This window comes from Ornithinibacillus scapharcae TW25 (assembly GCF_000190475.1).
Taxonomy (GTDB): Bacteria; Bacillota; Bacilli; order Bacillales; family Amphibacillaceae; genus Ornithinibacillus; species Ornithinibacillus scapharcae.
This window is the reverse complement of the sequence record NZ_AEWH01000006.1, coordinates 209,382-233,839: the sequence shown is the minus strand read 5'-3', so window position 1 is coordinate 233,839 and position 24,458 is coordinate 209,382. Positions and strand designations below refer to the sequence as shown.

32 protein-coding genes and 1 other RNA gene are annotated in these 24,458 nt (G+C 36.3%); 27 read left to right on the top strand and 6 right to left on the bottom strand.

What is annotated here, in order from left to right; genetic code table 11:
* Positions 1 to 51 precede the first annotated feature (51 nt).
* From G5W_RS0102475 to G5W_RS24110, 4 genes are all read left to right on the top strand, one after another.
* Complete coding sequence (locus tag G5W_RS0102475) at positions 52 to 1,083, top strand: S66 family peptidase (protein WP_010093888.1); 1,032 nt, start codon at positions 52 to 54, stop codon at positions 1,081 to 1,083.
* 69 nt (positions 1,084 to 1,152) lie between these two features.
* Positions 1,153 to 1,749, top strand: a complete 597-nt coding sequence (locus tag G5W_RS0102470; RefSeq protein WP_010093886.1) for a short chain dehydrogenase — start codon at positions 1,153 to 1,155, stop codon at positions 1,747 to 1,749.
* A 208-nt stretch (positions 1,750 to 1,957) separates the two neighbouring features.
* Positions 1,958 to 2,089, top strand: a complete 132-nt coding sequence (locus tag G5W_RS24115; RefSeq protein ID WP_010093885.1) for a nitroreductase family protein — start codon at positions 1,958 to 1,960, stop codon at positions 2,087 to 2,089.
* A 98-nt stretch (positions 2,090 to 2,187) separates the two neighbouring features.
* A complete protein-coding gene (locus G5W_RS24110) occupies positions 2,188 to 2,493 on the top strand; it encodes a nitroreductase family protein (RefSeq protein WP_010093883.1) in 306 nt (101 codons plus the stop codon).
* A gap of 35 nt (positions 2,494 to 2,528) precedes the next feature.
* On the opposite strand, the gene G5W_RS0102460 is transcribed toward G5W_RS24110, so the two are convergent.
* Complete coding sequence (locus G5W_RS0102460; RefSeq protein ID WP_010093881.1) at positions 2,529 to 3,119, bottom strand: hypothetical protein; 591 nt, start codon at positions 3,117 to 3,119, stop codon at positions 2,529 to 2,531.
* Positions 3,120 to 3,174: 55 nt separating this feature from the next.
* On the bottom strand, positions 3,175 to 3,354 hold the full coding sequence (locus G5W_RS0102455) for a hypothetical protein (protein WP_010093879.1): 180 nt from the start codon (positions 3,352 to 3,354) through the stop codon (positions 3,175 to 3,177).
* Positions 3,355 to 3,545: 191 nt separating this feature from the next.
* Between G5W_RS0102455 and G5W_RS0102450 the strand changes: the two genes are divergently transcribed.
* The 16 genes from G5W_RS0102450 to G5W_RS0102375 all read left to right on the top strand — a co-directional run bounded on the left by G5W_RS0102450 (position 3,546) and on the right by G5W_RS0102375 (position 17,125).
* A complete protein-coding gene (locus tag G5W_RS0102450) occupies positions 3,546 to 7,031 on the top strand; it encodes a hypothetical protein (protein WP_010093877.1) in 3,486 nt (1,161 codons plus the stop codon).
* 154 nt (positions 7,032 to 7,185) lie between these two features.
* On the top strand, positions 7,186 to 7,416 hold the full coding sequence (locus G5W_RS0102445) for a hypothetical protein (RefSeq protein WP_010093875.1): 231 nt from the start codon (positions 7,186 to 7,188) through the stop codon (positions 7,414 to 7,416).
* A gap of 101 nt (positions 7,417 to 7,517) precedes the next feature.
* Positions 7,518 to 8,294, top strand: a complete 777-nt coding sequence (locus tag G5W_RS0102440; protein ID WP_010093874.1) for a Cof-type HAD-IIB family hydrolase — start codon at positions 7,518 to 7,520, stop codon at positions 8,292 to 8,294.
* Between the two features lie 107 nt (positions 8,295 to 8,401).
* Positions 8,402 to 9,016, top strand: coding sequence for a 3'-5' exonuclease (locus G5W_RS0102435; protein WP_010093873.1), 615 nt, complete (start codon positions 8,402 to 8,404; stop codon positions 9,014 to 9,016).
* A gap of 158 nt (positions 9,017 to 9,174) precedes the next feature.
* The gene (locus G5W_RS0102430; protein WP_010093872.1) at positions 9,175 to 9,393 is read left to right on the top strand and encodes a hypothetical protein; all 219 of its coding nucleotides are present in this window, start codon (positions 9,175 to 9,177) and stop codon (positions 9,391 to 9,393) included.
* Positions 9,394 to 9,579: 186 nt separating this feature from the next.
* Positions 9,580 to 9,819 (top strand): lipoprotein, encoded by a 240-nt coding sequence (locus G5W_RS0102425; protein WP_010093871.1) that lies wholly within the window; start codon positions 9,580 to 9,582, stop codon positions 9,817 to 9,819.
* Positions 9,820 to 9,893: 74 nt separating this feature from the next.
* Complete coding sequence (locus tag G5W_RS0102420; protein WP_010093870.1) at positions 9,894 to 10,592, top strand: hypothetical protein; 699 nt, start codon at positions 9,894 to 9,896, stop codon at positions 10,590 to 10,592.
* A gap of 54 nt (positions 10,593 to 10,646) precedes the next feature.
* Entirely contained in the window at positions 10,647 to 10,937 is a 291-nt protein-coding gene (locus G5W_RS0102415) for a TIGR04104 family putative zinc finger protein (RefSeq protein WP_010093869.1), read from the top strand.
* 30 nt (positions 10,938 to 10,967) lie between these two features.
* A complete protein-coding gene (locus G5W_RS0102410; RefSeq protein WP_010093867.1) occupies positions 10,968 to 11,489 on the top strand; it encodes a GNAT family N-acetyltransferase in 522 nt (173 codons plus the stop codon).
* Between the two features lie 181 nt (positions 11,490 to 11,670).
* Positions 11,671 to 12,177 (top strand): RNA polymerase sigma factor, encoded by a 507-nt coding sequence (locus G5W_RS0102405; RefSeq protein ID WP_010093865.1) that lies wholly within the window; start codon positions 11,671 to 11,673, stop codon positions 12,175 to 12,177.
* Positions 12,164 to 13,060: an anti sigma factor C-terminal domain-containing protein gene (locus G5W_RS0102400; protein WP_010093864.1), complete on the top strand. Its 897-nt coding sequence runs from the start codon at positions 12,164 to 12,166 to the stop codon at positions 13,058 to 13,060. Before G5W_RS0102405 ends, G5W_RS0102400 begins: the two co-directional genes overlap by 14 nt.
* Before the next feature lie 462 nt (positions 13,061 to 13,522).
* Positions 13,523 to 14,098: a sigma-70 family RNA polymerase sigma factor gene (locus G5W_RS0102395; protein WP_010093863.1), complete on the top strand. Its 576-nt coding sequence runs from the start codon at positions 13,523 to 13,525 to the stop codon at positions 14,096 to 14,098.
* Entirely contained in the window at positions 14,095 to 15,168 is a 1,074-nt protein-coding gene (locus G5W_RS0102390) for a DUF4030 domain-containing protein (RefSeq protein ID WP_010093862.1), read from the top strand. The genes G5W_RS0102395 and G5W_RS0102390 overlap by 4 nt, the downstream gene beginning before the upstream one ends.
* Before the next feature lie 135 nt (positions 15,169 to 15,303).
* Complete coding sequence (locus G5W_RS0102385) at positions 15,304 to 15,567, top strand: hypothetical protein (RefSeq protein ID WP_010093860.1); 264 nt, start codon at positions 15,304 to 15,306, stop codon at positions 15,565 to 15,567.
* Positions 15,568 to 15,652: 85 nt separating this feature from the next.
* Positions 15,653 to 16,645: a signal peptide peptidase SppA gene (sppA, locus tag G5W_RS0102380; protein WP_010093858.1), complete on the top strand. Its 993-nt coding sequence runs from the start codon at positions 15,653 to 15,655 to the stop codon at positions 16,643 to 16,645.
* Between the two features lie 12 nt (positions 16,646 to 16,657).
* Complete coding sequence (locus tag G5W_RS0102375; RefSeq protein ID WP_010093857.1) at positions 16,658 to 17,125, top strand: RDD family protein; 468 nt, start codon at positions 16,658 to 16,660, stop codon at positions 17,123 to 17,125.
* 83 nt (positions 17,126 to 17,208) lie between these two features.
* On the opposite strand, the gene G5W_RS0102370 is transcribed toward G5W_RS0102375, so the two are convergent.
* Complete coding sequence (locus G5W_RS0102370) at positions 17,209 to 17,709, bottom strand: spore coat protein (protein ID WP_010093856.1); 501 nt, start codon at positions 17,707 to 17,709, stop codon at positions 17,209 to 17,211.
* Positions 17,710 to 17,904: 195 nt separating this feature from the next.
* Here G5W_RS0102370 and G5W_RS0102365 point away from each other — a divergent pair, with 195 nt between their 5' ends.
* From G5W_RS0102365 to ssrS, 4 genes are all read left to right on the top strand, one after another.
* Entirely contained in the window at positions 17,905 to 19,515 is a 1,611-nt protein-coding gene (locus tag G5W_RS0102365; RefSeq protein WP_010093855.1) for an acyl-CoA synthetase, read from the top strand.
* Between the two features lie 185 nt (positions 19,516 to 19,700).
* Positions 19,701 to 19,841 carry a small, acid-soluble spore protein L gene (sspL, locus tag G5W_RS23100; RefSeq protein WP_010093854.1) on the top strand — a complete coding sequence of 47 codons (141 nt, stop codon included), beginning with the start codon at positions 19,701 to 19,703 and terminating at the stop codon, positions 19,839 to 19,841.
* A gap of 12 nt (positions 19,842 to 19,853) precedes the next feature.
* On the top strand, positions 19,854 to 20,102 hold the full coding sequence (locus G5W_RS0102355) for a hypothetical protein (RefSeq protein ID WP_010093853.1): 249 nt from the start codon (positions 19,854 to 19,856) through the stop codon (positions 20,100 to 20,102).
* Positions 20,103 to 20,187: 85 nt separating this feature from the next.
* Positions 20,188 to 20,373, top strand: a non-coding RNA gene (ssrS, locus tag G5W_RS23095) — 6S RNA.
* A 39-nt stretch (positions 20,374 to 20,412) separates the two neighbouring features.
* On the opposite strand, the gene G5W_RS0102350 is transcribed toward ssrS, so the two are convergent.
* A complete protein-coding gene (locus G5W_RS0102350) occupies positions 20,413 to 21,195 on the bottom strand; it encodes an alpha/beta fold hydrolase (protein WP_010093852.1) in 783 nt (260 codons plus the stop codon).
* 149 nt (positions 21,196 to 21,344) lie between these two features.
* On the opposite strand from G5W_RS0102350, the gene G5W_RS0102345 reads away from it, so the two are divergent.
* The 3 genes from G5W_RS0102345 to G5W_RS0102335 all read left to right on the top strand — a co-directional run bounded on the left by G5W_RS0102345 (position 21,345) and on the right by G5W_RS0102335 (position 23,203).
* A complete protein-coding gene (locus tag G5W_RS0102345) occupies positions 21,345 to 21,713 on the top strand; it encodes a VOC family protein (RefSeq protein ID WP_010093851.1) in 369 nt (122 codons plus the stop codon).
* 157 nt (positions 21,714 to 21,870) lie between these two features.
* Positions 21,871 to 22,827: an alpha/beta hydrolase gene (locus G5W_RS0102340; RefSeq protein WP_010093850.1), complete on the top strand. Its 957-nt coding sequence runs from the start codon at positions 21,871 to 21,873 to the stop codon at positions 22,825 to 22,827.
* A gap of 40 nt (positions 22,828 to 22,867) precedes the next feature.
* Entirely contained in the window at positions 22,868 to 23,203 is a 336-nt protein-coding gene (locus G5W_RS0102335) for a hypothetical protein (RefSeq protein ID WP_010093849.1), read from the top strand.
* A gap of 57 nt (positions 23,204 to 23,260) precedes the next feature.
* On the opposite strand, the gene G5W_RS0102330 is transcribed toward G5W_RS0102335, so the two are convergent.
* The gene (locus G5W_RS0102330; protein ID WP_010093847.1) at positions 23,261 to 23,719 is read right to left on the bottom strand and encodes a GNAT family N-acetyltransferase; all 459 of its coding nucleotides are present in this window, start codon (positions 23,717 to 23,719) and stop codon (positions 23,261 to 23,263) included.
* A 71-nt stretch (positions 23,720 to 23,790) separates the two neighbouring features.
* The gene (locus G5W_RS0102325; protein ID WP_010093846.1) at positions 23,791 to 24,369 is read right to left on the bottom strand and encodes a Maf family protein; all 579 of its coding nucleotides are present in this window, start codon (positions 24,367 to 24,369) and stop codon (positions 23,791 to 23,793) included.
* Positions 24,370 to 24,458: the final 89 nt, after the last annotated feature.

Here is a 24,458-nt window from a genome sequence, read left to right as displayed (position 1 = left end):
AGTTTATGAATAAGGGTTAACATGGAAAGAAATTTTAAAGGAGGGGGAAAGATGCTACTTAAACCAAGTAAATTAAATAAAGGTGATAAAATAGCGACCATCAGTTTGTCATGGGGTGGCGCAGGAGATAAGGATTTAAAATGGCGATACGAACAAGGTGTGAAGCGAATAAAGGATATTTTTGGCCTTGAGGTAGTTGCAATGCCGAATAGCTTAAAAGGCTCAGATTATCTATATGAAAATCCAGAGGCGCGTGCAGAAGACTTAATGAATGCCTTTAGGGACAAAAGCATTAAAGCAATATTCTCCAATATAGGTGGGGATGATAGTATCCGTTTATTGCCATATATTGATTTTGATGTGATCTATGATAATCCAAAAATCTTTATGGGTTACTCGGATACCACGATAACGCATCTAATTTGTCACAAGGCTGGACTTTCATCCTTCTATGGTCCTGCAGTATTAACAGACTTTGCAGAAAATGTTGAAATGCATCCATATACGATTGACATGATCAAACGAACTTTGTTTTCGACTAAAACGATAGGTGAAATAGTACCAGCACCCGAATGGACGAGTGAATTTTTAGCGTGGGAGGAAGATAACAAACATCAAAAACGTCGAATGAATCCCAATTCTGGATATGAAGTTCTACAAGGCACGGGAGTTGTTCGAGGGCGTTTAATTGGTGGTTGTATCGAGGTGATGGAGTTTGCTAAGGAAACTTCCATTTGGCCTGATAAATCTGCGTTTGAAAATGGTATTCTTTTCTTGGAAACATCAGAAGAAACACCCGAACCGGCGTTAGTTAAATATTGGCTTCGTAATTATGGTGCGCAAGGAATTCTTGAAAAGTTGAATGGTATTATTTTCAGTAAACCACTGGATGAAAAGTACTATGAAGAATACAAGGTGGAAATCCTCACCGTTATGAAGGAATTTAATTTGGTTCATTTACCTATTTTATATAATCTAAACTTTGGTCACACAGAACCTAAGTGTATCATGCCTTATGGGGCAGTAGCTGAACTGGATTGTGACCAGGCGAAATTCTCCATTATCGACAATGGAGTGGTATAGTTTGCAAACCTTCCATCATAGTATATAGGTATGACATATTACAATAGAATCGGAAAAGGGGATATGCAGATGAGGATCTTAGTTGTCGGTGCAAGTGGAACGATAGGTAGTGAAATATGTAAAGCATTAGCACATCATGAGTTAATCCGGGCAGGACGAAATGGCTTAGATGTTTCCGTTGATAACACATCCGTCCAAAGTATTCAGGATATGTATAAGAAAATTGGTAAGATAGATGCTGTTGTCAACGCAGCAGGTGGAGCAAATTTTGCATCTATCACAGAACTAACACCTGAAATTAATGAGCGAGGTATCGAGAGTAAATTAAAAGGTCAAATAAATTTAGTACTACTTGGATTAGAATATGTGAATGATGGTGGGAGTTTTACACTAACAACTGGGGTTATGATGGATGATCCAATACGAATGGGTGCGTCTGCTGCAATGGCAAACGGTGGAGTGAAATCCTTTGTCAAAGCTGCTTCTATTGAAATGCCAAGGGGGATAAGAATTAATAGCGTGAGCCCAACTATTGTGGAGGAATCCTTTGAAAGGCTAGAGAAGTTTTTTGTTGGATTCACACCAGTCCCAGCAAGCCGAGTTGCACGAGCATATCAGAAAAGTGTAGAAGGAGCCCAAACTGGACAGAATTATGAAATTTATTAATTGTTAGGATGACGTCAAAGTGATAGGTGTGCTTTGGCGTTTTTGTTGCTTGAGTGTGGCGAGGGAGAATGGAGAACATAGTCCCTGCAAGAGAAAACATAATCCCTATACGAATAAATATAGTCCCAGTAAGCTCTGCAACAAAGGGTATAACACTCTAGAACCAATCCAAGATATGGTAAACCTACATTAGAAAGGTGGAATCTAAATGGATGTTTTCAAAGCAATACAAGTTCGTCGTGAGATTACAAAATTTGAAAGTAAACCAATCCCACATGAAGTCCTAGAACAGGTTATAGATGCTGGGCTTTTTGCGCCTACAGGGAACAACCTTCCATGAAAGAAATTGATTGTGATACAAGATAGGGAAAAATTAAACAAATTGGCTGATACAACGCCTTATATGAAATGGTTAACGGAGGCAGAGGCAGGCATGTTGTGACGTCTAGTCCAGATGAGAGTAAATATTGGTTACAGGATGCTTCCTTTGCATGTGCGTTTATTTGGTTAGAAGCGGTAGAGGCCGGTCTTGGCTCCGCATATGGTGCAGTATATCATTCAGAGGATGAAGCGGAATCCAAGAAACGAGAGGATTATGTAAGGAATTTAATCGATATTCCAGATGAACAACAAGTAGTAGCGGTTCTAGGTCTAGGATACCCTGCTATGACACCAGACCCTAAAAAGCATGTTTCTAGAGAAGAAGTTGTCTTTTATGAGCAGTACGGCAACAATAACATATAAATCAGCATCAAAATCTAGCTTTCTATTGCTGAAAGCTAGATTTTTTTGGTCCGTAGACCCTGGTAGAATGCCCAGATTAATATTAGCATTAAAGTAATGAGTACAAAAATTTCCGCTCTAATTTCTACATAATTATCTAGTCCGCGCATTACAGAGTGAACGAATGGTTCGGGAATGTGTTCTACACGGTCCTGATGATATTCAATATGGTTTACAGATTCTCCACCTAACACTGGTTCCCATCCGAATTCACCGCGCTTTAGCCAAAGTGTTACGACATCATGAACAGCGATATCTACTCTCTTCCCACCAACATATTCATCTGCATCCCACTTTGGAATATAGTGGTAATATACATTAGTATATTCATCTTCTTTAACGGATTCTGGTGCCTTGATTACTTTAGATATTTGAATGGTCATTTTACGCAATTGAATAGGATGCTCGCTGTTTTCTGTCATATCCTCAACTAGTTCATCTGCTGTAACTTTTCCACTAATTTGATAGGGAGAATCCTCGTTCACTCGATTAACTTCTGCTGGGTCCATTGCTGCAAGAGAGGATTGGCAAAGCATACTTATTAGGATGAATACCCCAGAAATAGCCAATATGATTTTTCGTACCATTACATTCACCCCGACTAACCATCACTTTTATGTATGGATTAGATATACCTCTACACTAAATATTATCTTTTCGTCTTTGAAATAAACTGCGTATACGTGATGGTTTCTTCTCAACTTGGTTATCATCTAGCTGTTCCTTCGGTTGGCTATCAAAGGCGAATCGATTAGAAAGGTAATATAAGCCTTCTTCGAGAACAATTAAAAGAATGACAATTAATATTATCCAAAAAACCATATGGAGGTTCCTCCTGAACTAATTATTATCTTACATTTTACCAAAGTTGCAGAAATTATTTTATAGTTTTTTCATTTATTCTTTAATTTCGTTAACGATTGGAGAGATATCGTTATTGAAGTATCAAAATATTAATGAAAATGTGGCTGTTTATTGCTATGATAAATGAGGTGGAGAAAGGTGGCGATATGATGACAAAGCTTAGTCCAGAAGAAAAAAGAGAAATAGTGCGGGAAGAACTCCATCAATTAGTACAATCCAAATATATTTCGTTAAATATAGCGGCTAAAGTTGTGAATGCACATACAAAATTTTATATAGACCAGCCAAAAGAAAACACAGTATCACAAGAGAAGGAAAGTCCACAGCAACCAGTAGTAGAGCAACAAGGAAATGTGAATGAAGAGAAGGTGGAAGAATCACTAATACAAGACGAAATTATGCCGTCTGTAAATGAACCAAAACCACAAAAATTCACCAAACCTGTATTAGAACCAAAGAAATTATCTGCCAAAGAAGTAAGAGACCGAAACATTACTTGGGGGTTGAATCTTGGTATTATCCTTCTACTTATAGGAGGTTTAGTACTGGCTACAAGTTATTGGGATACATATGGTGATTTGACTAAGACAGGGTTTATTACAGCAGTAGCGGTAGTATTTTATGGCCTAGCATGGCTAACCGGTCGTATTCTCCAAATAGATAAAACGGCATTCGCCTTTTTAGTTTTAGGAAGTCTATACTTGCCGATAGTAGTTATATCTGCAGGGTATTTTGGGATATTTGGGGATTTCTTATCCTTCTCGGGAGAAGGTAAATATTTATTTGGTGCTATCGGGACATTTGTCTTGATTCCGATTTATTATTATTCGGCAACTAAATTGCAGTCACGATTGTTTGTGTGGTTTTCCTATATCTCCATTAGTGTATTTGTCGGACTAGTAATAGCTGCTATGCAGTTACCAGTAGATGGATTTTACTTAGGAATCATGTTTTATAATATGTTATTAATTCTTGGTTACCGCAAGCTAAAAAATCACGTGAACCTAAAGCAATTCATAGCCGAGTTTATTCCGTTTATTCAAGCGAATTTAATTCTTTCTACGTTGTTAATGCTTGTATTCTATGATCATGAAATAATATATAGCTTTAATTTGCTTTTAACGGCAATCTTTTATTTTTCTATGATTTATGTTACCAATCATAAATCCTATCATTTTGTTTTTACTGGAATGATTATTTACGGATCCTATCAGCTAGTTGAAAATTCTATTCTCGAGGGTGTTGGGGAAATTGTCTATGCTTTATTAGGGATTTTCTTTTTAGCATTGCCAAAGGTTATCAAAGACACCGGCTCGTTAAAGAAGATTTTCCAAATCACGAGTGCGATCGTGTCAACGTTAGCCTTTCTTTATATTAGCCTCCAAGGGTTAGTCTTACGAATGGGCGAAGGCTCCATCGTTTTACTGATTGCATACCTTTTGATAACCTTTAACTTTGCTTATTTAGCCTCAACGGCTAAAAATAAATTATTTAACTATCTTAGCCCGATATTCCTCATGAGTAGTGCTTATCAGCTTGCATTATTAGCGAAAACTTGGATGGGATATGAATCAACCATCCTACCATTCTTTGTATTAGCTTTCTTGTTATACACCGTAGGAGGATGCTTGGTGAAGGTATCCCTTTGGATTCCAATGAAAGAAAGTACACGGGATATTACTGGCATAACGATGTTAATCAGTATTTTCTTTGGATCTATCCATACAGGGGCAATGGAACTGAGTGTTATGCTTGTTCTGTTAAGTATCATTGGTATCGTGATGTACCACTATGAAACTCGTCCGGAGATGAGTCCAATTGCACCATGGATGCATGCATTGGCTCTAGGAGCAGCGGGTATGATTCTGTATCAACACTTCTTTATGGATATGAATTTATTCTATGAAGTGTCATTTAGCCCAATTCAGATAGTTTTAGGTGGACTTCTTGTGCTCTTTATTAGCTATGGATGGAAGAGTGTTAAAAGAAATACGTTTTTCATTATTAGCTTCTATGTTGCTCAACTTTTCTATGGGCTAGGGATACTTAATAGTCTTGGTTTAGGGGAAGATTCATTATCACGTATGCTTATTTGCATAGGTGGAATAGTTATGGCTTATCTCCTATATAGACAAACGAAATGGTTCTTTGTTCCGTTTGTGCTCAGTAGTATGACGTTAATTTCCTATTTGAGTTTACTAGTAGTCATTTATGAACAAGTATCCGTTGTACCGGAATGGTTCCAGTGGGTTCAATTTGTATTAGCTTCCATATTACTGCTGTTACTAGGCCTATTGTTAGGAAAGAAAGAACAATCGCTTTCCCGTGCCTTTTACTGGGTGGGGTATATATTCTTGCCACAGGCGCTATTAGTTAGTTTGGTTGTTGCTTGGGGAGATGGGCTATGGGCTTTCCTTATAGCAGCCACTGTTTATGGAATTACCATTAAGTTAGTAAAAACAGAATGGCAAGTGAAAACATTCCTTTATGCGGGAACAACCGCTTTATGGGTGTTTGTATTTCTTACATTCTCAAAACTCGATTGGTACACACATCTATCCTACTCATTCTTCCTGATTAGTCTGTTGCTGTTTATTGGTTGGCTAGTTGGAAGTGATGTATGGAAGAAGCGAATTCTATATTATTTTGTACCATTCTCGAGTATTGGTATGTTAAGTTTCATGCTTCAATATCCGTATGACCTACTGACGTTTGTTTCAACTATCGTATACGGTGTATTAGTATTAGCGGTGCTAAAGCGGATGAATTGGGACATCATAACCATTCTGCCATTACTTCTCATGTATGGTGGAGTGATGAACTTCAGTGGTAATGATCATGTAATAGAATACCAGTTATTGCTCCATGCCCTATTTGGTTTAGTATTAAGTGTAGTGGGATTACTAATCTATCCGCTGCTTTACCAAGTGAAGGAAAAGTTCATCACACTTGATTGCTTTACTATTCTAGGAATACTTGTGTTCTTAAACCTATATCAGATTGGTTCTGGAAGTTTACTGGATTCATTACTTCCTGGCATATTAATTGTTCTATTCGTATTCTTAAATAGAAAAAGAGTTTCAGATGTTCCCGTAAAATGGATGACTTTTATAGCGTTTGTCTATGTATTACAGCCATATTATGTGTTATTAGAACATTTCGAGCTTCCAGCGTTATTTACAAGAGAACTCTATGTACTACCATGGGTTGTAGTAGCTGTTGTTCTCCGAAGATATGGTTTAACCGATAATAAGTCACTGGCAAACAATATCCAGTGGTCAGTACTTGTAATCGTCGCATTACTTCTTGTACAGGATGGCTTAGCAAGCAATACAATCTATGATGCAATAATTGTCGGGATACTATCACTCGCGTCATTAATTGCTGGTATGGTGAAGCATGTCAAATCGTTCTTCTTTGTTGGTGCAGGAGTGTTATTATTTAATGTGTTTATGCAAACAAGACCATATTGGGGTCATTTACCTTGGTGGAGTTATTTAATTATCGCAGGTTCTTTACTATTAGCTATTGCTAGTTATAATGAATGGCAAAGGAAGAACAATACAGAAGGTAAAGAAACCCTTGTTAAGAAATTTGGGAGAATTGTAATAGAACGAATAAAGAAGTGGGACTAAACTAAAACAACGTAAGCATAGCAAGCACACAGGAGAATATCATTACTGTGTGCTTTTTTTCAAATAGATAAGTAAAAATATTACCCACCTGCATAAGAACAAATGACAGAGTGCAAGCGTATGATAGGAAATAGTGAATATAGGAGGAATAGCGATGGATAACATTGATAAAAGAAATCGTTTGGATGAAGCTCCTTTTAGTTACCGTGTTTTGAAGGATGGGTCTGTTTTCCTTTATTACTTTGGAAAACAAGTAAAAATACTAAAAGGAAAAGAAGCAACCAAATTTTTAGACAAAATGAAAATGGCAAGCGATGAAAAGGAATTACAATTACTTATGGCCAAAGTAACAGGTAATTTTAAGAGAGGAAATGAACGAAAATGACTGATTAGATCTACTTTGTGTTCTTAAGCATTTGACATGTAAGAGCTTTCAATGGGTAGAATAGAAGTATCATGCAAATGCAGACAAAGGAGAATATAAACATGTCACAGCAAAGCGTCATATTTTTTGATATTGACGGAACACTACTTAATCACGATAAACAATTACCGAGTTCTACGAAAGAAGCAATTCAGGAGTTAAAGAGACAAGGACATATTGTAGCAATTGCTACAGGACGTGGTCCATTCATGTACAAAGACTTACGTAATGAGTTAGGAATCAATACATATGTTAGCTATAACGGACAGTATGTAGTAGTAGAAGGGGAAGAGGTTTATGGAAACCCTCTAGATAAAACTGCTATTAAGAGACTATCGGAAATTGCGCTAGCCAATGAACACCCATTGGTATATATGGACCCTAACTACATGAAGGCAAATGTCCCTGAACATCCAAGAATTAATGAAAGTATTAGCACACTTAAGGTTGGAATGCCGTCTCACGATCCACTTTATTATGAAAATAATAAACTTTACCAAACCCTTTTATTCTGTACGGAAGAGGAAGAAAATCAGTATGTAAATGCATTCCCAGAATTTGATTTCATCCGCTGGCACAAAGTTTCTACGGATGTATTACCTAATGGCGGCTCGAAAGCGAAAGGAATTGAAAAGGCTGTTGAAAAACTGCAAATTCCAACTGAACGCGTATATGCGTTCGGAGATGGCTTGAATGATATTGCAATGCTATCAAGCGTCCATAATAGTGTTGCGATGGGAAATGGCGTAAATGAAGTAAAGGAAATAGCAAAATATGTGACTAAGCCGGTTGATGAGGATGGTATTCTTCACGGGTTGAGAATGGTTGGGTTACTGTAAGAAGAAATGCTGTACAAGCGGAAAAGCTTGGCAGCATTTTTTTCATTACAGCCAAGGGTTAGACATGGTATGATAGGATAAAGTTATTTAATAAAGGGATGTAGCAAATGAATTTTGTTTCGATAGATTTTGAAACGGCAAATGAGAAACGTCATAGCCCATGTGCCGTAGGGATTGTCGTAGCGAACGAGAAAGAAATAATTGATGAATACTATAGCTTAATAAACCCAGAGACATATTTCAGTCCTTTTAATATCCGTGTTCATGGAATACGTGAAGAGGACGTATTGGAGGTGAAAACCTTCTCAGAGATATGGCCTACCTTGAACGATTATCTCTCAGGAAATCTTGTACTGGCTCATAATGCAAGTTTTGATATGAGTGTTATTAGACAGACGCTTGACCGTGACCGGTTAACATATCCAGAAATGGATTATCTTTGCACTGCCAATATCGCCAAACAGGTATGGCCTGACATGGAAAATCATAAGTTGAATACCTTGGCATATCATCACGAGGTAGAGTTTCACCACCATAATGCGTTAGAGGATGCACGAGTAGCTGCAATTGTGATGCAAAAAGCACTGGAAGCTTCAGGAACGGAATCGATTGATTTATTTTTGGAGAAATTCAAGATTACGAAGGGACGAATCTTTGAAAGAGGATATTACCCACCAAAGATTAGAAAGTCAAAGAAGCACACAACATTGCGAGTTAGGTAAATGATTGTTATGCAGAGGATTTTTATATATAGAGTGCCAAAATAACTTGGCACTCTATTTTTTATAGCTATAAAGCTTCATATAATAAAAAGAAACATATCTCAGGTGTAATCCGTATAACAAATAAAGGAAGAATCGATTAATTGGAGGGATTTCAGATGAAAGATCCTAAATGGCTACTAGGTATTGTAATGGTAACTACTCTTGTGAGTTCGTTCGTCTTAATATTTACTGGTCTTTACAAGATAGGTGTTGTGGTGGGTGGAATATTTTTGTTCTTAGCAGCCGCGCTAAGTATATGGTATTCCAATAAAAATGAAGATTATGTGCACCAAAATAGTTACGTAAAAAACAGTGATCGGAGACGTCATAGATAAGCCGATGTGAGAGGAGTGGAGTCTTTACGACTTCAATTTTATTATATCAATGCTAGGTTTAATTTTCGGAATAGTATGTTAGTATGGGAATGGAAGTAGGAATTTTTTGCTGTGAATATTAAGTAAATGATTCAATTTAATTAATAAACGTGGGGGAAGTTACAGTACAAAGGAACAATAGAAAGTATGAAGCGAGGGAATAGAGTGAAGAAATATATGGTGTTCTTCGTTTGGTTAATTATTATCCTGATAATTTTGGCCGCTTTCGAAAAGAAATATTACGGTAAGTATACAGAATTGGGTGAGCATACCAACAGTAATACCACTGATTTACTAGATGAAAATGAAATACCGTATAAAATTGAAAATGGAATAATCTACATACCTGAAGATGCTTTTGATGATTTTATTTTTTGTTGTTCTTAACTCATTGATTAGTTTTACAACGATGTTCGGAAGTAAAGAAAAATCGAGTAGACATTAATAAGGTGGGAGAAGTATTGTCAGCAATCCATAATAGAGTTAAAAACATAATATTCGCTTTTGTTATTCTACTATTAATCGTGGTGAATGTATCCCAATATATCGAAAAACAAAAATATATCCAGTACATGTCTGATAACTTAATGGTTGATTTTGGTAATATGAATAGTAGTATTTTGCGCGCAAATAGTGTCTTAGATAGGATTCTGACGACTAAGGAATTATCTCAGGAAGATGCTAGCTTATTAAAAGATGCATCGGTCCTAATTGCATCGGAATTACAAGATTATCATCAAATAGCTGTCTATGACTTAAAGAGAGAGTCTATAGACAACCTTTCGGATACTTCCGAAACTGTTGCGTCAGATATTGCGATCTATTTTTCCGATTTATTTGGTAATCTGCCTTCTGTACATGGATCAGTGAAGTTAAATGAATATCAACTTGAAAAAATTAAGACGATAAAACAGTTAAGTGATAGATGGCGTGATGAAGTAGAGGTACATGCTGTAACGGTGAATCCAGGTCAAACGGTTGAGGAAACGATTGATCGATTTCTAAATGGAAACTATCAAGAGATTTATGAAAAGAATGCCATTACGAAAGAATACTGGGTGGACTTTTTAGTTAACCTGTCCAATAAGACAGAGGCTTATCTTAATCAGAAGAATTTAAATACAGAACATGGTTTTGGAAGCTATTTATCCTTGAATTGAGGGGGATTAATTCGTTTAGGATGGTCCTATTAGTAATTGACAGGGGGATTGTATATGCCTATTTGCCAAAAGTGCGAGGAAAAGTGGAATTGGATACAAACAATCAAAACCTTATTTAGATTGAAATGTCCATATTGTAAACAAAAGCAATATGAGTCTGCGTCATCCAGAGTTAGAAGTGGCATGGTCACATTAACTTTTCTCGTTGTGATATTACCATTAAATTCTTTGTTAGATGTTTCATTTGGGATGGGACTTGTTATTGGTATTATAATGGTGATTCTCATATTAGCCCTATATCCGTTCATTTTAACGTTGTCCAACGAAGAAGAGCCATATTGGTAAAGGTAGTAGAGAAGGTGGGAGGGATTGAATGTGCAAATAAGAAGAGCAGAGATAAGTGATGCTCCAGGAATTGCAATAGTGCACGTTGATAGTTGGAGAACGACTTATAAAGGCATTATCCCAGATGAATTCTTAAACAATTTATCTTATGAACAACGAACAGAATTATGGAAAGACAATATTGCTAGAGAAGATAACTATGTTTTAATTGCAGAGAATAACGAAGGTCAAATTATTGGTTTTGCAGATGCCTGGAAGAGAGAAAGTAATATTGTAGAAAAGTCCGGTGATTTGACTTCTATTTACCTACTGGAAGAATATCAAGGACAAGGAATAGGGAAGTTGCTTTTAAGAGAACTTTTTTTTCATTTTAAACAATTAGACTATGAAAAAGTATTTGTGGAAGTACTTGAGGAAAATAAAACTCGTTATTTTTATGAGTACTATGGTGCGAACTTAGTTAAAACGATTCCAATTAAAATTGGTGGAAAAATACTTAATGAATTAATTTATGAATGGAATAATGTAGACGAAGTAGTTGATAAATTTTAATTCAGCTTTGACTTAATACTAAATGAAGATATAAAAACTTAAACTAACTCTAATCAGATAGTCCCATACGAATGTTATCGAAATAGTAATGATGAACTGCCTCTAATTACGGAAGCAGTTTTTTTACGTTTATGTATACTTTTCCTGTTTTCAAACGTCTATTACATGTAGGGGGAGGGAAATGAGTAATAAAATACTCTTAACAGAATTAAATAAAGAATTGAATATTGTTTATCGGTACTTATTGAGTAAAGGTGTTCCACATCTTGATGCCGAGGATGCCGTCCAAGAAGCAGCTTATAAATACCTCAAGTACTCAGATTCGATAAAGACACCATATGTTCGAAGTTGGTTAATACGTGTTGCATTAAACTACTACTATGATCAATATCGAAAGAATAAAAAGTACATACTTAATGTTGATAATATGCTTATCGAGGAAGAATCTACTGAACTACCAGAGTTGATTCTAATGATGAAAGAACGAATAGAGGAACTTAACAAGCATCTCTTAAAGTTGAGACCCCTTTACGTGGAACTAATTCTACTAAAATATCATTCTGAATTATCATATGATGAAATAGCTGAGATACTAGGAATCAGCAATAGTTCGATAAAAACTAATCTGTTTCGTGCACGGAAAAAGTTGTTGAAGCTATATAAGGAGGGCGACTATGGAAGAGAATAAAAATACGAATCACAACCAAGAAAAGGACTTTGTTAGCAGTACCACATTTCAAAAAACTGTACGAAAATCTAAATGGAAACAAGTAAGTTTATATATCTTCATTTCTATTCTAACATTTAGTGTATTTTTTATTCTTATACAGGCTGGGACGAATAACCTCATAAATAAAAAGATGGATCAAGATATGTCAAAAATAACACAAGAATATTTGTCGGGAGGAAAAGGCGCTGGTATTGTAGATTTTGATGTAAAGTATACACATGGATTTTTAAGTACAGAAGCGGAGATTACTTATTATAAGAAAATTGGTGACAGATTGATTCCATGGGAAGTAGTTACGAAGGAATATCCTGCTTTTGGTAAAGTAAAGGAAACAACTCCCACTAGAGTTGAAAGTTACATCGTAGGCAAAAATGAAAGGACTGTTTTGTATAATCATTTAAACAACGAGCGAAGGATAAACTTTTACTACCCTCATATTGGGTATCATATTTTACCACAGGAATTAGAGATTGCTACAGGCTTAGATGAAAACACATTAATAGAGGTTGCCCTATCCTTTGAAGAATCTATGAAACTTAAAGATGTAGGGGAGATATTAGGAAGTAAGAATGTTCACTGGTTATGGGAAGATAAATCTAAAGCTAATCATTTTAATGAACTGAATGAAAGTGAAGTGGATTTTGACCACGTATTGCATGGGGAAGATGCTCACGGTTTTAGAATATATCAAGATTCTCCAATCTGGGAAGCGGAGAATTTGGATAAACAAACACTCATTAGTGGAGCAATCGTAATAGGTATACCGAGTGAATTGAAAAGATTTCTAGGGCTAGAAATTATTAGAGCTTCAGTAATTGGCGTAACGATGGATAACTATTGATAGGTGATTTTTAAAATTGATTTGAAAAAAGGAGAAATACGCTTTTGAACAGCAGTTATTAAATCAAAATAACATATGTCAAGAAAGTTGATGTCATTACGCTAGATGTGACAGACTAAAAATCTGGTTTTTATCAAGAAAATCTACAATAAAGTTAAGTAAGGATAAAAACAAGGTAAAAGGAGCGATCCCTTTTATGAACAATCTAGTATTTATGAAATGGGAAGGGCCTATCTGTCTAAAGAAGATTGAAGAAGAGGTAGATGTTAATTGAAGCAAATCCTATTGTGAGGAAAATAGAAATAAATAATATTGAACGGACTTAATGTTTGAGAAAGAAGGATAGCAAGTGGCTTAGAACCTCTAATATCCTTCTTTTTTCTATCTAACTAGAAAAATAGAAAAAAATGAAACCAAATACTTACTAACCATGTCTAAAGAGTGAAAGAAAGGAGGTACACAGTGGGAAATAAAGAATTGCATGCAATTGACCCAAATGATGAAATTGATATCAATTTTCAAGATATAGAATTTACGATTGAACAATTAATGGAACACTATTCCGAAAAGGTATACCTACTTGCGTATTCCTTTGTGAAGGATGGTGGGTTGGCCGAGGACATTTCACAAGAGGTTTTTCTAAAGGCATATAAGTATTTAGAAAACTTTCGAGGAGAGGCAGCCATAAAATCGTGGATATATCGCATCACTGTTAATACTTCCAAGGATTTTTTGAAGAAAAAGAGTCTGAAACACTTGTTATTGCAGAGTAATCTCCTTGAAAGTTTCAAGAAAACAGAGAGCACGGAAGCTTCCTTTCTAAAAGCAATCCGTAATGAGCAACTCTTACAAGTAATCTTAGCCATGCCAGTGAAATATCGTGAGGTCATTGTGCTTCATTATTTTTATGATGTGAAAATTAGTGAACTTTCTACTGTACTGGGCTTGAATATAAACACTGTAAAAACAAGGCTTTCAAGAGGAAGAAACATATTGAGAAAGAAAATAGAAGCAGCGGAAGGAGAGGTAATGGAGTGAAGGAAAATCTTAAGAAGGTTCATGAACATTACCACAAATATTATTTTAGTGACGAAATAGCTAGTAGGATTAAAAATAATGTTCAGCAGAATTTGAATGATCCGGATTTACAAGTACCAAATTTAAAAAAGCAGCACAGTATTGCTAAGAAATTCATTTATACTACAGCTGCATGCTTGGTATTATTTGGGCTTTTCATAGGATCGGCATTTGTATCACCACAAATGGCTGTGGTAGCTTCCAAAATACCGTTTTTAAGCAAGATCTTTGAACAGGAACCCTTACATGATGTATTAATGGAAACACTTAAGGAAAAAGGATATAAAATTTCTGGGGCAGGTTATGTCACTCAGGGGAAGATTTATTTTGTAAGGGTATCGGGGACAGAGGAGTATTATAATCAGGTTAAAGAAGAAATCAAAAATCTTACAGAAAATCTCATCTCGTCACGAGGATATGATAGTTTTAAGGTTGAAGTTGACATGGAACGAATGGAAGATGAATCCGATTTGGAAAAAGATCCTAAGTATCAAAAAGGTGAGCAGCTGATGGGGGTATTGAAAGAGGTTGTACCGAAATTACAGAAACAAGGCTATAAGATTCAATCATATGGTGTCGGATATCCAAATCCAGATACAGATGAAATCACTTTAGATTTTGTTATTGAAGATACCGAAAAACGTACGGATGAAATTGAAGCTACTATTTTAGAGGGAACGAAAGAGAAAGGGATAAATGTCGATTTCACTATCGAGTTCGAACCATTTAATGTCCAAGAAAGAGCGATTGAGAGTAAATGGACCACTGATATACTTCCAGTCATTTGGGAAGGAATGTTAAGTAAGAAAGAGTATAAAACAAAAGGTGTAGGGTATTCCTTTAAAAAAGGTACAATGAACATTTTTATCACGACTACTATCGATAAATCAGATAGAGAAGCATCTGAATTAGCAATCAAAATAAAAACATCCATTCAGGAGTTTCTACAATCAGATGATTTACGGGATATAGTTGGGGACACTCCTTATAAGGTAGTTGTGCGAGATAAAGATAGTAAGGAAATAAATTAATTCCTAAAGGCGATTCGAATGAATCGCCTTTTATTTATGTAGATACATGTATTTTGAAATGGTATGTTAGTATAAGACTATTCGGACATGGACGAGGGAAGAATAGGAATCTTAGGAATCTTAGGAGGTCATATATTGAAATCACATCAGGTAAGATTAGGTCTTTATCTATTAGCAATCATCATTACTTGTTTATTACTATTGACACCACTAATTTCAGACATTACGATAAACCATTCATTACTATCAAAAATATTAATAAGTGTACCATTTGTATTGGTGATAATTGGAAAGATGATATCAATATGGGAAAAAAAGGCAGGGAATAAGAGTTTCTCCGGTGATATTGGGATTAATATAGGCCTGATACTAGGACTAGTTTTCTTTGCTTTATTATAAGATGATGTTGTCTAACTAGATATCGCCCCTTGAAATAGTGTATCCTTTTACTATACATATTTTTGGGAAAACAGGAGGATTTTTCATGAACAAAAAACGCTGGTTTGCATTACTTACGGCGGCCGTTCTATTTGTAGTATCGATAGGATTCCAGCTCGTGACGAGTATTGCAACTACTAACTTTGATCAGTTATTTACTTTTCCAGAAAGTAAGTTTCAAGAAGAAGTTGTGGAAGACGGTTCAAATGGAAAGATTGTTGTACTTCATTTAGATGGGGTCATACAGGATACCGCACCAAGTACTTTAATAAACACGACATCCTACAATCACCGTCAGTTTTTAGAGATGTTGGAGGAAGCTGGTAAAGACCCTAATGTAGATGGAATTGTCTTACGTGTCAATACACCAGGTGGTGGTGTTGTTGAAAGTGCCGAAATACATGACATGATTCTAGAAGTGAAGGAAGAATATGAAAAGCCAGTTTATGTTTCGATGGGGAATACAGCTGCATCTGGTGGTTACTATATTTCCGCACCAGCTGATAAAATTGTTGCTCACCCAGCAACTTTGACGGGATCAATTGGTGTCATCATGGAAGGCTATAATCTAGCTGGATTAGCTGAAAAAATAGGGGTCGAAGTAAATACCATAAAGAGTGGTGAGCATAAGGACATCATGTCCACCTTCCGTGAAATGACAGATGAGGAAAGAGCATTGCTGCAAGAAATGATTGATGACATGTACGGGGACTTCGTACAGGTTATTGTAGAGGGAAGAGGGATGTCCGAGCAAACAGTTCGTGAGCTTGGTGACGGAAGAGTCTACACTGGAAATCAAGCGAAAGAAAATGGTTTGGTAGATGAACTAGGTTCTCTGGACGATACAATTGAAATGATGAAGCAAGAACATAATCTCGAAAATGCACTAGTAGTGAAATATAATAAATCGACTGGATTTGAACAGTTCTTAGGTATGTCTGTGCAAAACCTGATTGGCAAGGATGAAGAATTAGTTAATGTTCTAGAGATTATTAATGAAGCGAATACACCTCGAGCAATGTATTTATATTCAAACTAAGGAGGGATTAGGATGACTGAAAATACAATGGTATATCATGCTGAATCCTCTGAGAGACATGAGCGCTATGCAGGTTTTTGGATGCGTTTTTGGGCCTTTTTATTTGACCTATTAGTGGTCTCTAGTTTGAATGGAATACTATTATCACCTTTTAAATTTGTCAATGATGGTTATGCGATTACTATAGGGATCTGGTCCGTACCATGGATTATCGGTTCTATCATTATCTTCCTTTATTTCATACTCATGACCAAATTCTTTGGGCAGACTTTAGGGAAGATGATACTTGGCATTAAAGTAATCCGTAAAGATGGCGAGCCATTAAAGTGGAGTGATGTAATTTTTAGGGAAGTGGTTGGAAGGTTCATTTACCAAGCGTTTTCGTTCTTAGCTCTCCTTTATATCATTGTCGGATTTACGAGTGAAAAACAAGGGTTGCATGATATGTTTAGTGATACGAGAGTTGTTTTTGATAGATAAGGAATGAAGACACGGTTTTGGATAACCGTGTCTTTTTTGGTGTACATTTTTATGGGATTTCGTAATGGTAATTGATCTTCCAGTTAATAATCCATTTCGATAGCATTTCTAGCATTCATCATATCGTTTTCTAATAATAGGTTCATATCATAAGCAGGATACAATCCGTTCTCATACATATAATTAAAGACATCTGCATGGGTCTGAATAGCTTTTTGTAAATGATTGGTTAAGGTCTCTCTAACGGTAGGTGTAGCGGTTTCTGTTATAGCAATTGCATAATTACGTACAGAGGTTTTCGCAAGAGCTAGTAGGTCGCCTGCGTAAAATCCTTTTTCCATTTCTGGTGTGTTCATAGCCTCTGTTCTAGGTGCGAGTGCGTAGAACTGCAATAGTTCTTGAAGGTTAACTTCTAGCCCATTTATGGTATTTTGATACAATCCTCGAAGTCTTTCATCCTGGACGTCACCAATGGATTTCTTCAATTTCATTAAACCTATTGATTGGAATGCTACTAGTTCATGAATTTCTAATGTTTCGTGCCACGCCAAATGTTGAGGCTGCCTTTCCCATGTTTCTTCCATCATATTTCCCCCTAGGTAAGTAGTCATTTAAACTATATGATTTTTTAGGCTATAGAGTAGCTTGTATGGTCGAATTTAGGCGAATATCACGAAGTTTTGCCATGTGTATTGCTAATGGTATATTTCTGAATTAAAATAATAAATAGAATATTTATACAAATTAAATCACCGAATTATATTGGGGGAGGAACGTATATGAATGTCGATTTAAAGGGACTGGACGGACTAGATAAGTTATTGGAACGTGCCCGAAGAAATACATTAGGGGACTTACTAACCAGAACTCGAGAAAGAATGCCTGATAAGTTTGCAATTGCATATCGGGACAAGCGATTGAACTATGAAGAGCTGGATGACTTAGTCAATCAGACAGCCCAAGCATTCCGGCAAAGAGGGATGAAAAAAGGCGATATGATAACGGTGATGTCAAAGAATAGCTTAGACTTTGTTATGGTCAATTTTGCTTTAGCCCGAATGGGTGCAGTTATGATTCCAATCAATTATATGTTAACAAGTCCGGAAGTTGCGTTCATCCTAGAGCATGCAAAGGTAAGTGGTTTAATAGCTTCAGAAGAATATGCGCCTGTGTTAGATCGAGCTAGCGCGGGCATGGAAATGTCTTTTCGATATATTATGGACTTAGAAGAAGCGGATATTTTACCTGATAGCCTGGGGGATTGGATTGCATTAAGAGATATACGAATGGACCAGCCTATCGATTTAGTTGAGGAAGATCTATCAGATGATGATTTAGCTCATGTTTTGTACACAAGTGGAACAGAATCGAGGCCAAAGGGTGTCATGTTGACACATAAAAGCATTGTCAGTGAATATGTGAGCTGTATTGTAAATGGAAATATGTCTGAGAATGATGTGTTAATACATGCTTTACCTATGTATCATAGTGCACAACTCCATTGCTTTTTAGGACCAAGTATATATTTGGGGTCAAGTGGTATTATTTTGGACGGAGCTAGTCCCGAAGTTATTTTACAAACGATTGAAAAAGAGGGTGCTACACAATTATTCTGTCCACCGACCGTATGGATCGCATTACTTAGACATCCAGAATTTGATACACGTAATCTATCAACTTTGGAAAAATGTTATTATGGTGCAGCCATTATGCCTAGAGAGATTTTGAAAGAGCTGTCTGAACGCTTACCAAATGCAAAGTTTTGGAACTTTTATGGGCAAACAGAAGTTGCTCCGTTAGCAACAGCCCTACAGCCGGAGGACCAACTAAGAAAGCTTGGTTCAGCAGGAAAACCAACATTAAATTTGCAAACAAAAATTGTTGATGAGAATGACAAAGAAGTACCCCGCGGTGAAATTGGAGAAATCGTTCATCGAACACCACATGCCATGAAAGGTTATTTGCATGATCCTGAAAAAACTGCTGAAGCATTTCGCGGTGGCTGGTTTCACAGTGGTGACCTTGGAGTCATGGATGAGGAAGGTTACATTACCATTATTGACCGTAAAAAAGATATGATCAATACAGGTGGTGTCAATGTATCCAGTCGTGAAGTGGAAGAAACGATTTATCAGCTTGACGGTGTATCCGAAGTAGCGGTTATTGGGATACCAGACCAATATTGGATTGAAGCAGTGACAGCCGTTATCGTACTAAAAGAAAGTAGTAAACTGACAGAAGAAACGGTAGTGGAATATTGCCAGGAAAAATTATCGAAATTTAAAGTACCAAAATACGTTGCTTTTGCTGAATCATTACCAAAAAATCCAAGTGGTAAAGTATTGAAACGAGAGCTACGCGATGAATATGAAGGATTAGGTGAAAAATAGATGAATGGAGCACAGTTGCTGTGCTCTTTTTATGCGGGGATTTGTTATAGTGGGAGAGCATGGGCTTGATTAAGCCCAATCAATAGTCCCTGTCCATCCCAATATAGTCCCAACTCATCTACGCAAAATTCCACTTGGATAATAACCTTCAATATAGAAATACTATGAAATGGAGGTGTTTAACAATGGCTGAAAAAAGTGATAACTGGAGTAAAAAGCGTGTTATATCTAGTGTTAATCCACAAGGGTTAACGGAAGAAACTGCAGATCACCGTCCAAAAACTCAGCTCGAGGATAGGGCAAAGAAAAGAAATACAAAAATCTAGGCAGGTGTCGGAATGGATAATACGCTTCAATACTTACGTGAGTCTTTATCAAATTATGATGAGGATGCGTTAAGTCTGTCTATTTATGATAAACTTCAGCATAATACTTATGAGAATGAAGAGGATTTTATTAAGGATTTAAATGATAAAGAATTACAGTATCTGGAACAAATCCTAGAGCGAGAGATTGATTATGCAGAAAATGTTCAAGATGATCTACGAGTTGGACAATTACGTGAGGTATATGAACTAATTTTCTAATAGAGTTAATAGGATGAATAGCTCATTTTCCATAACTGGATGACATTGACATTGCTATTTCTATTAGAACATAGTAATATAAGGATACGAGCTACGATGTACGTATTTTATTAAGTTTTAACCTCTAAACGTATAATAGGGAGTTTTAAATTGAAGCTCTAATGCCGTGCCGCCATAGCGTGCGGAAGGCAGGAAGGTTTCTGCGAACACCCACTTGGTGAAGTGGTGGTTTAAAACTTTTTATGACAGATACGGCATATGTGGCTGCTAACTTTACAATGAAACGACCAGTTTCCCCTAGGGAGACTGGTCATTTTTGTTTATGTAGAACTTGTACGTTTTTCGGTAGCGATTCTGTTGCAATCCAATCCTCTACTATTTGGTGGAAAAACTTTGGATTTGCTAGAGACACACCATGACCAATAGAAGGAATTATAATTCCTTTACTGTTATTGTTCTGGTGAACCAATTCTTTAGCAGAGTCCCTCATTATTTTCTTTTCCTTTTCTCCTACTGTGATAAGTATTTTAGTCGATGAATCCTTAAAATTTTCCGGTGTTTGAAATGCCATGTTCTCCCTCATCACTTGGATAAAAGAGTCATATGTCATACTGATCGTTTCCTGATAATAGGATTCAAATTGTTCTTCACGGATATATAGCACTTTGGCTTGTAATTTGGCAAATTGCTTCAACTTTACTAGTGGAAAAGAAATCTTTAGTAGAGGGTATATTAATTTCGAACTATACTTCATTGGTTTTGTGAGGGCACTATTAATGATAGCAAAGTCGATAAAATCTGTCTCATCACTTAGCATTTGAACAAGTATTTGTGCACCTAACGAAAACCCAACAACTATTATGGGTTGCTCGCTTTTTCTATCCTTTAATAAATCTAATATCGCCCTAGCGCTATCTTGAATCGTAAAATGCTCTTCTTTACTTAATCCGTGACCAGGCAAGTCAGGAACAATACAATGGTAGTTTTCCGAGAAGTAATTGATTTGTTCATCCCACATCCAGCCACTGACCCCACCACCATGGAGAAATACGAGAATTGGCATATCTTTCTTTCCGTATTCCATAAGGTACATATGTATTCCCCTCCAATATAATATCTATATTCATCCTACCATTTATATGGGCTAAATAGATATAACGAAATGTTTTCAATGTGTATTTGGTAAATGTATTATGAATTGTTAAAAAACATGGTTATAATTTTATCGAGGAGGGGATATGGATGAGATTTCAATATGAACAGTTAGACCATGTACAAATAGCCGCCCCTAAAGGTGGAGAAGAGCAAGCAAGGAAGTTTTACCGTGATTTGTTGGGATTTCAAGAGGTTGATAAACCGGATAAATTAAAGGCACGTGGTGGAGCTTGGTTTTCAAATGGGCAAGTCCATATTCATATTGGCATAGAAGAACCTTTCCAACCAGCGAGAAAAGCACATCCAGCTATCCGGGTGAGAAATATTGAAGAAATGAAACAGTATTTGAATTCATCTAATGCATTGTATAAGGTAGATCATGAATTATCAGGTGCAAACCTATTTTATATGGATGATCCATTTGGAAATCGTATAGAATTTTTAGAATGGGAATAAACCTGCAGATACAGATAATAGACACAGTGATAAAGATGGGATAAAAGGATTACATGTATCATAGATAGGGGATTTCTACTAATACATAGTGGGAATCCCTTTTTCTATGGTAAAATCATTAGAAAAATATTAATTTTAATCTCAGGGGGGAAATCGTTTGAAAAAGAAAATAGGAATTATTAGTGGAAGTATTGTTGTAATTGTTGCAATAGGGTTATTAGTAGCAGGTAACTATTTTTATAGCGAAGGAATCAAACGTGGTACAGATATCGAGTTACATAGTGAGTCAGAAAGCGTGAATGCCCAAGCGAGTCAAACCGCATTATCGATTATTGAAGAAGCTGAAAAGTGGTATAAAGAACAAGAACCGAAGATTTTAGAGATAACCTCATACGATGATTTAGTTTTGAAAGCTGGATTTATCGAAAATGAATCCGAAACAGGGAAGGCTGTCATACTTGCTCATGGTTACCGTGGCAATCGAGATCATATGGATGACCTAGTCAAATTCTATTATGACCAAGGATTTGATGTATTAATGCCGGATGCTAGAGGCCATGGAGAAAGTGAAGGGGACTATATCGGGTATGGTTGGCATGATCGATTAGATTATAAGAAATGGATTGATTTACTACGAAATGAATTTGAATCAGAACAAATATTGTTACATGGTAATTCAATGGGAGCAACGCTCGTATTGATGACAAGTGGTGAAGAACTACCGGAGGAAGTGAAGGGAATTATTGCCGATAGCGGATACACTTCGGTGAAGGAAGAACTAAGACATCAATTAAAACATCTTTATCATCTACCAGCTTTTCCGATACTTGATGTAACTAGTGTCATTACGAAAGTTCGTGCCGGTTATTATTTTGGAGAAGCTTCTGCTCTGGAGCAAGTAAAGAAGAATACCCGTCCATTATTTATCATTCATGGAGATTCAGACGAGTTAGTACCAACTAATATGGCATACGAACTATATGAGGCAGCAGGAGGAGAGAAAGAGCTTTGGATTGTACCAGATGCAGGTCACACAAAAGCTTATTCGGTAGCAACAGAAGAATTTCAGGAAAGATTACTAGCATTTATCAATAAAACTGTCTCTAAGGAATAAATAGCTAAATTTATAAATTGTCCAGATAGGGAGTGAACTTTTGAAACCTAAGTGGTTCATATGGGTTATTATCTTATTTGTTCTAAATACATTATTTACCTGGTTGGCGATACATGTTTCTGAATTTATCGTCATGCTTGGTAGGCTGGATGAGTTTAATGGGTATTTGCTTACAGATGAGCAAGAAAAGTTCTATCTACTGATGTTTGCTGCTCTTATGTTTATCGCACAGTGCATGATATTTCTAGTAGTCATTACGATTATGAAAAGGAAGCAATTTACTAATATCTTTATAATGTATAATCTAGTAGTTCATTTCCTTCTTTATATATGGTACTTATATTCAGCTTATCAATTCACAATCATTAAATCTTAATAATGGCCAGTATCTACCATCTCTGAAAGGGGGAGATACTGGCCTTAGTATTTGTAATTACTCATCATCAGTCAGGAAATATTCCATTACCAATTCATCTTCAATTGTTTCATTTGTCATGTTAAAACCGATACTGTTGTAAAAAGCAATCGCTCCTTTGTTCTCGGGGACTACAGATAAGCGTATCCTCTCGCAATCATCATGCTTAGCAATCATCTCTATTAATGCGCGCATCGCTCCTCTCCCATAGCCTTTTCCTTGAAATTCTGCACCAATCATAAATCGCGGAATCCAATGCTTATCCTCTGGATCATTGTCTGGAATATATTCTACTGCAGCCAAGCCTATTACTACATCATTGTGGCAGATGGCATACGGTGTAAAGGTATTATCAACATATGCCCACGCAATAGTAGCAATATTTCGGGCGACAAAATCCTTCTGATCCTCTGAGACTTCTAAACGAACACAATCACGTATATTTTCAGTTGTTACAGATTTTATTTCTATTTTCATATTCTTGTTCTCACTCTCAACAAATTTAATAAAATAGGATATTTTCCGTTATGGGAGGTCCTGGAGTGGACTTAGCCCTTGCTGTCACCTATTATGTGAAATTGTTTTAGTTCACGCATAACTCTTGATATAGGTAATCCAACGACATTAAAATAATCACCGATAATACGTTTGACCAGCACAGCTCCGTGGCCTTGAATACCATATGCCCCAGCTTTATCAAATGGATCTTTTGTTTTGATATAGTCGTATATTTCCTCAGCTGTTAGAGTCCAAAACTCAACAGATGTTTTTTCTACGAAGGAGACTTGATTTGTATCAGAGCGAATGGATACACCTGTATAAACATCATGTGTGTTTCCGCTTAAATTGGAAAGCATCATAAATGCTTCTTGTTCATCTCTAGGCTTTTCAAAAATTTTGCTATTGTATGCCACAATGGTATCTGCTGTAAGGATTATTTCATCTGGTTCTAATAGTTCGGTATGCTTTGCTTTTAACAAGGCTAATTGCTCTGCTTTTTTTGAAGGGTCCTGTGTCTGAACTACAGATTCGTCAAATGTTTGCTTGCGAATCGTAAATGGAATATGTATTTGTTCTAGTAATTCCCTTCTTCTGGGAGAGGTTGAAGCCAGTACGAGTTTGTTCATCGTTTACGTTCCTCCATATGAAAATTCTATTGTATCCAGTATACTAAAAGTATAAATAGAACTATATATTGCTACACAAAATTTGTGTA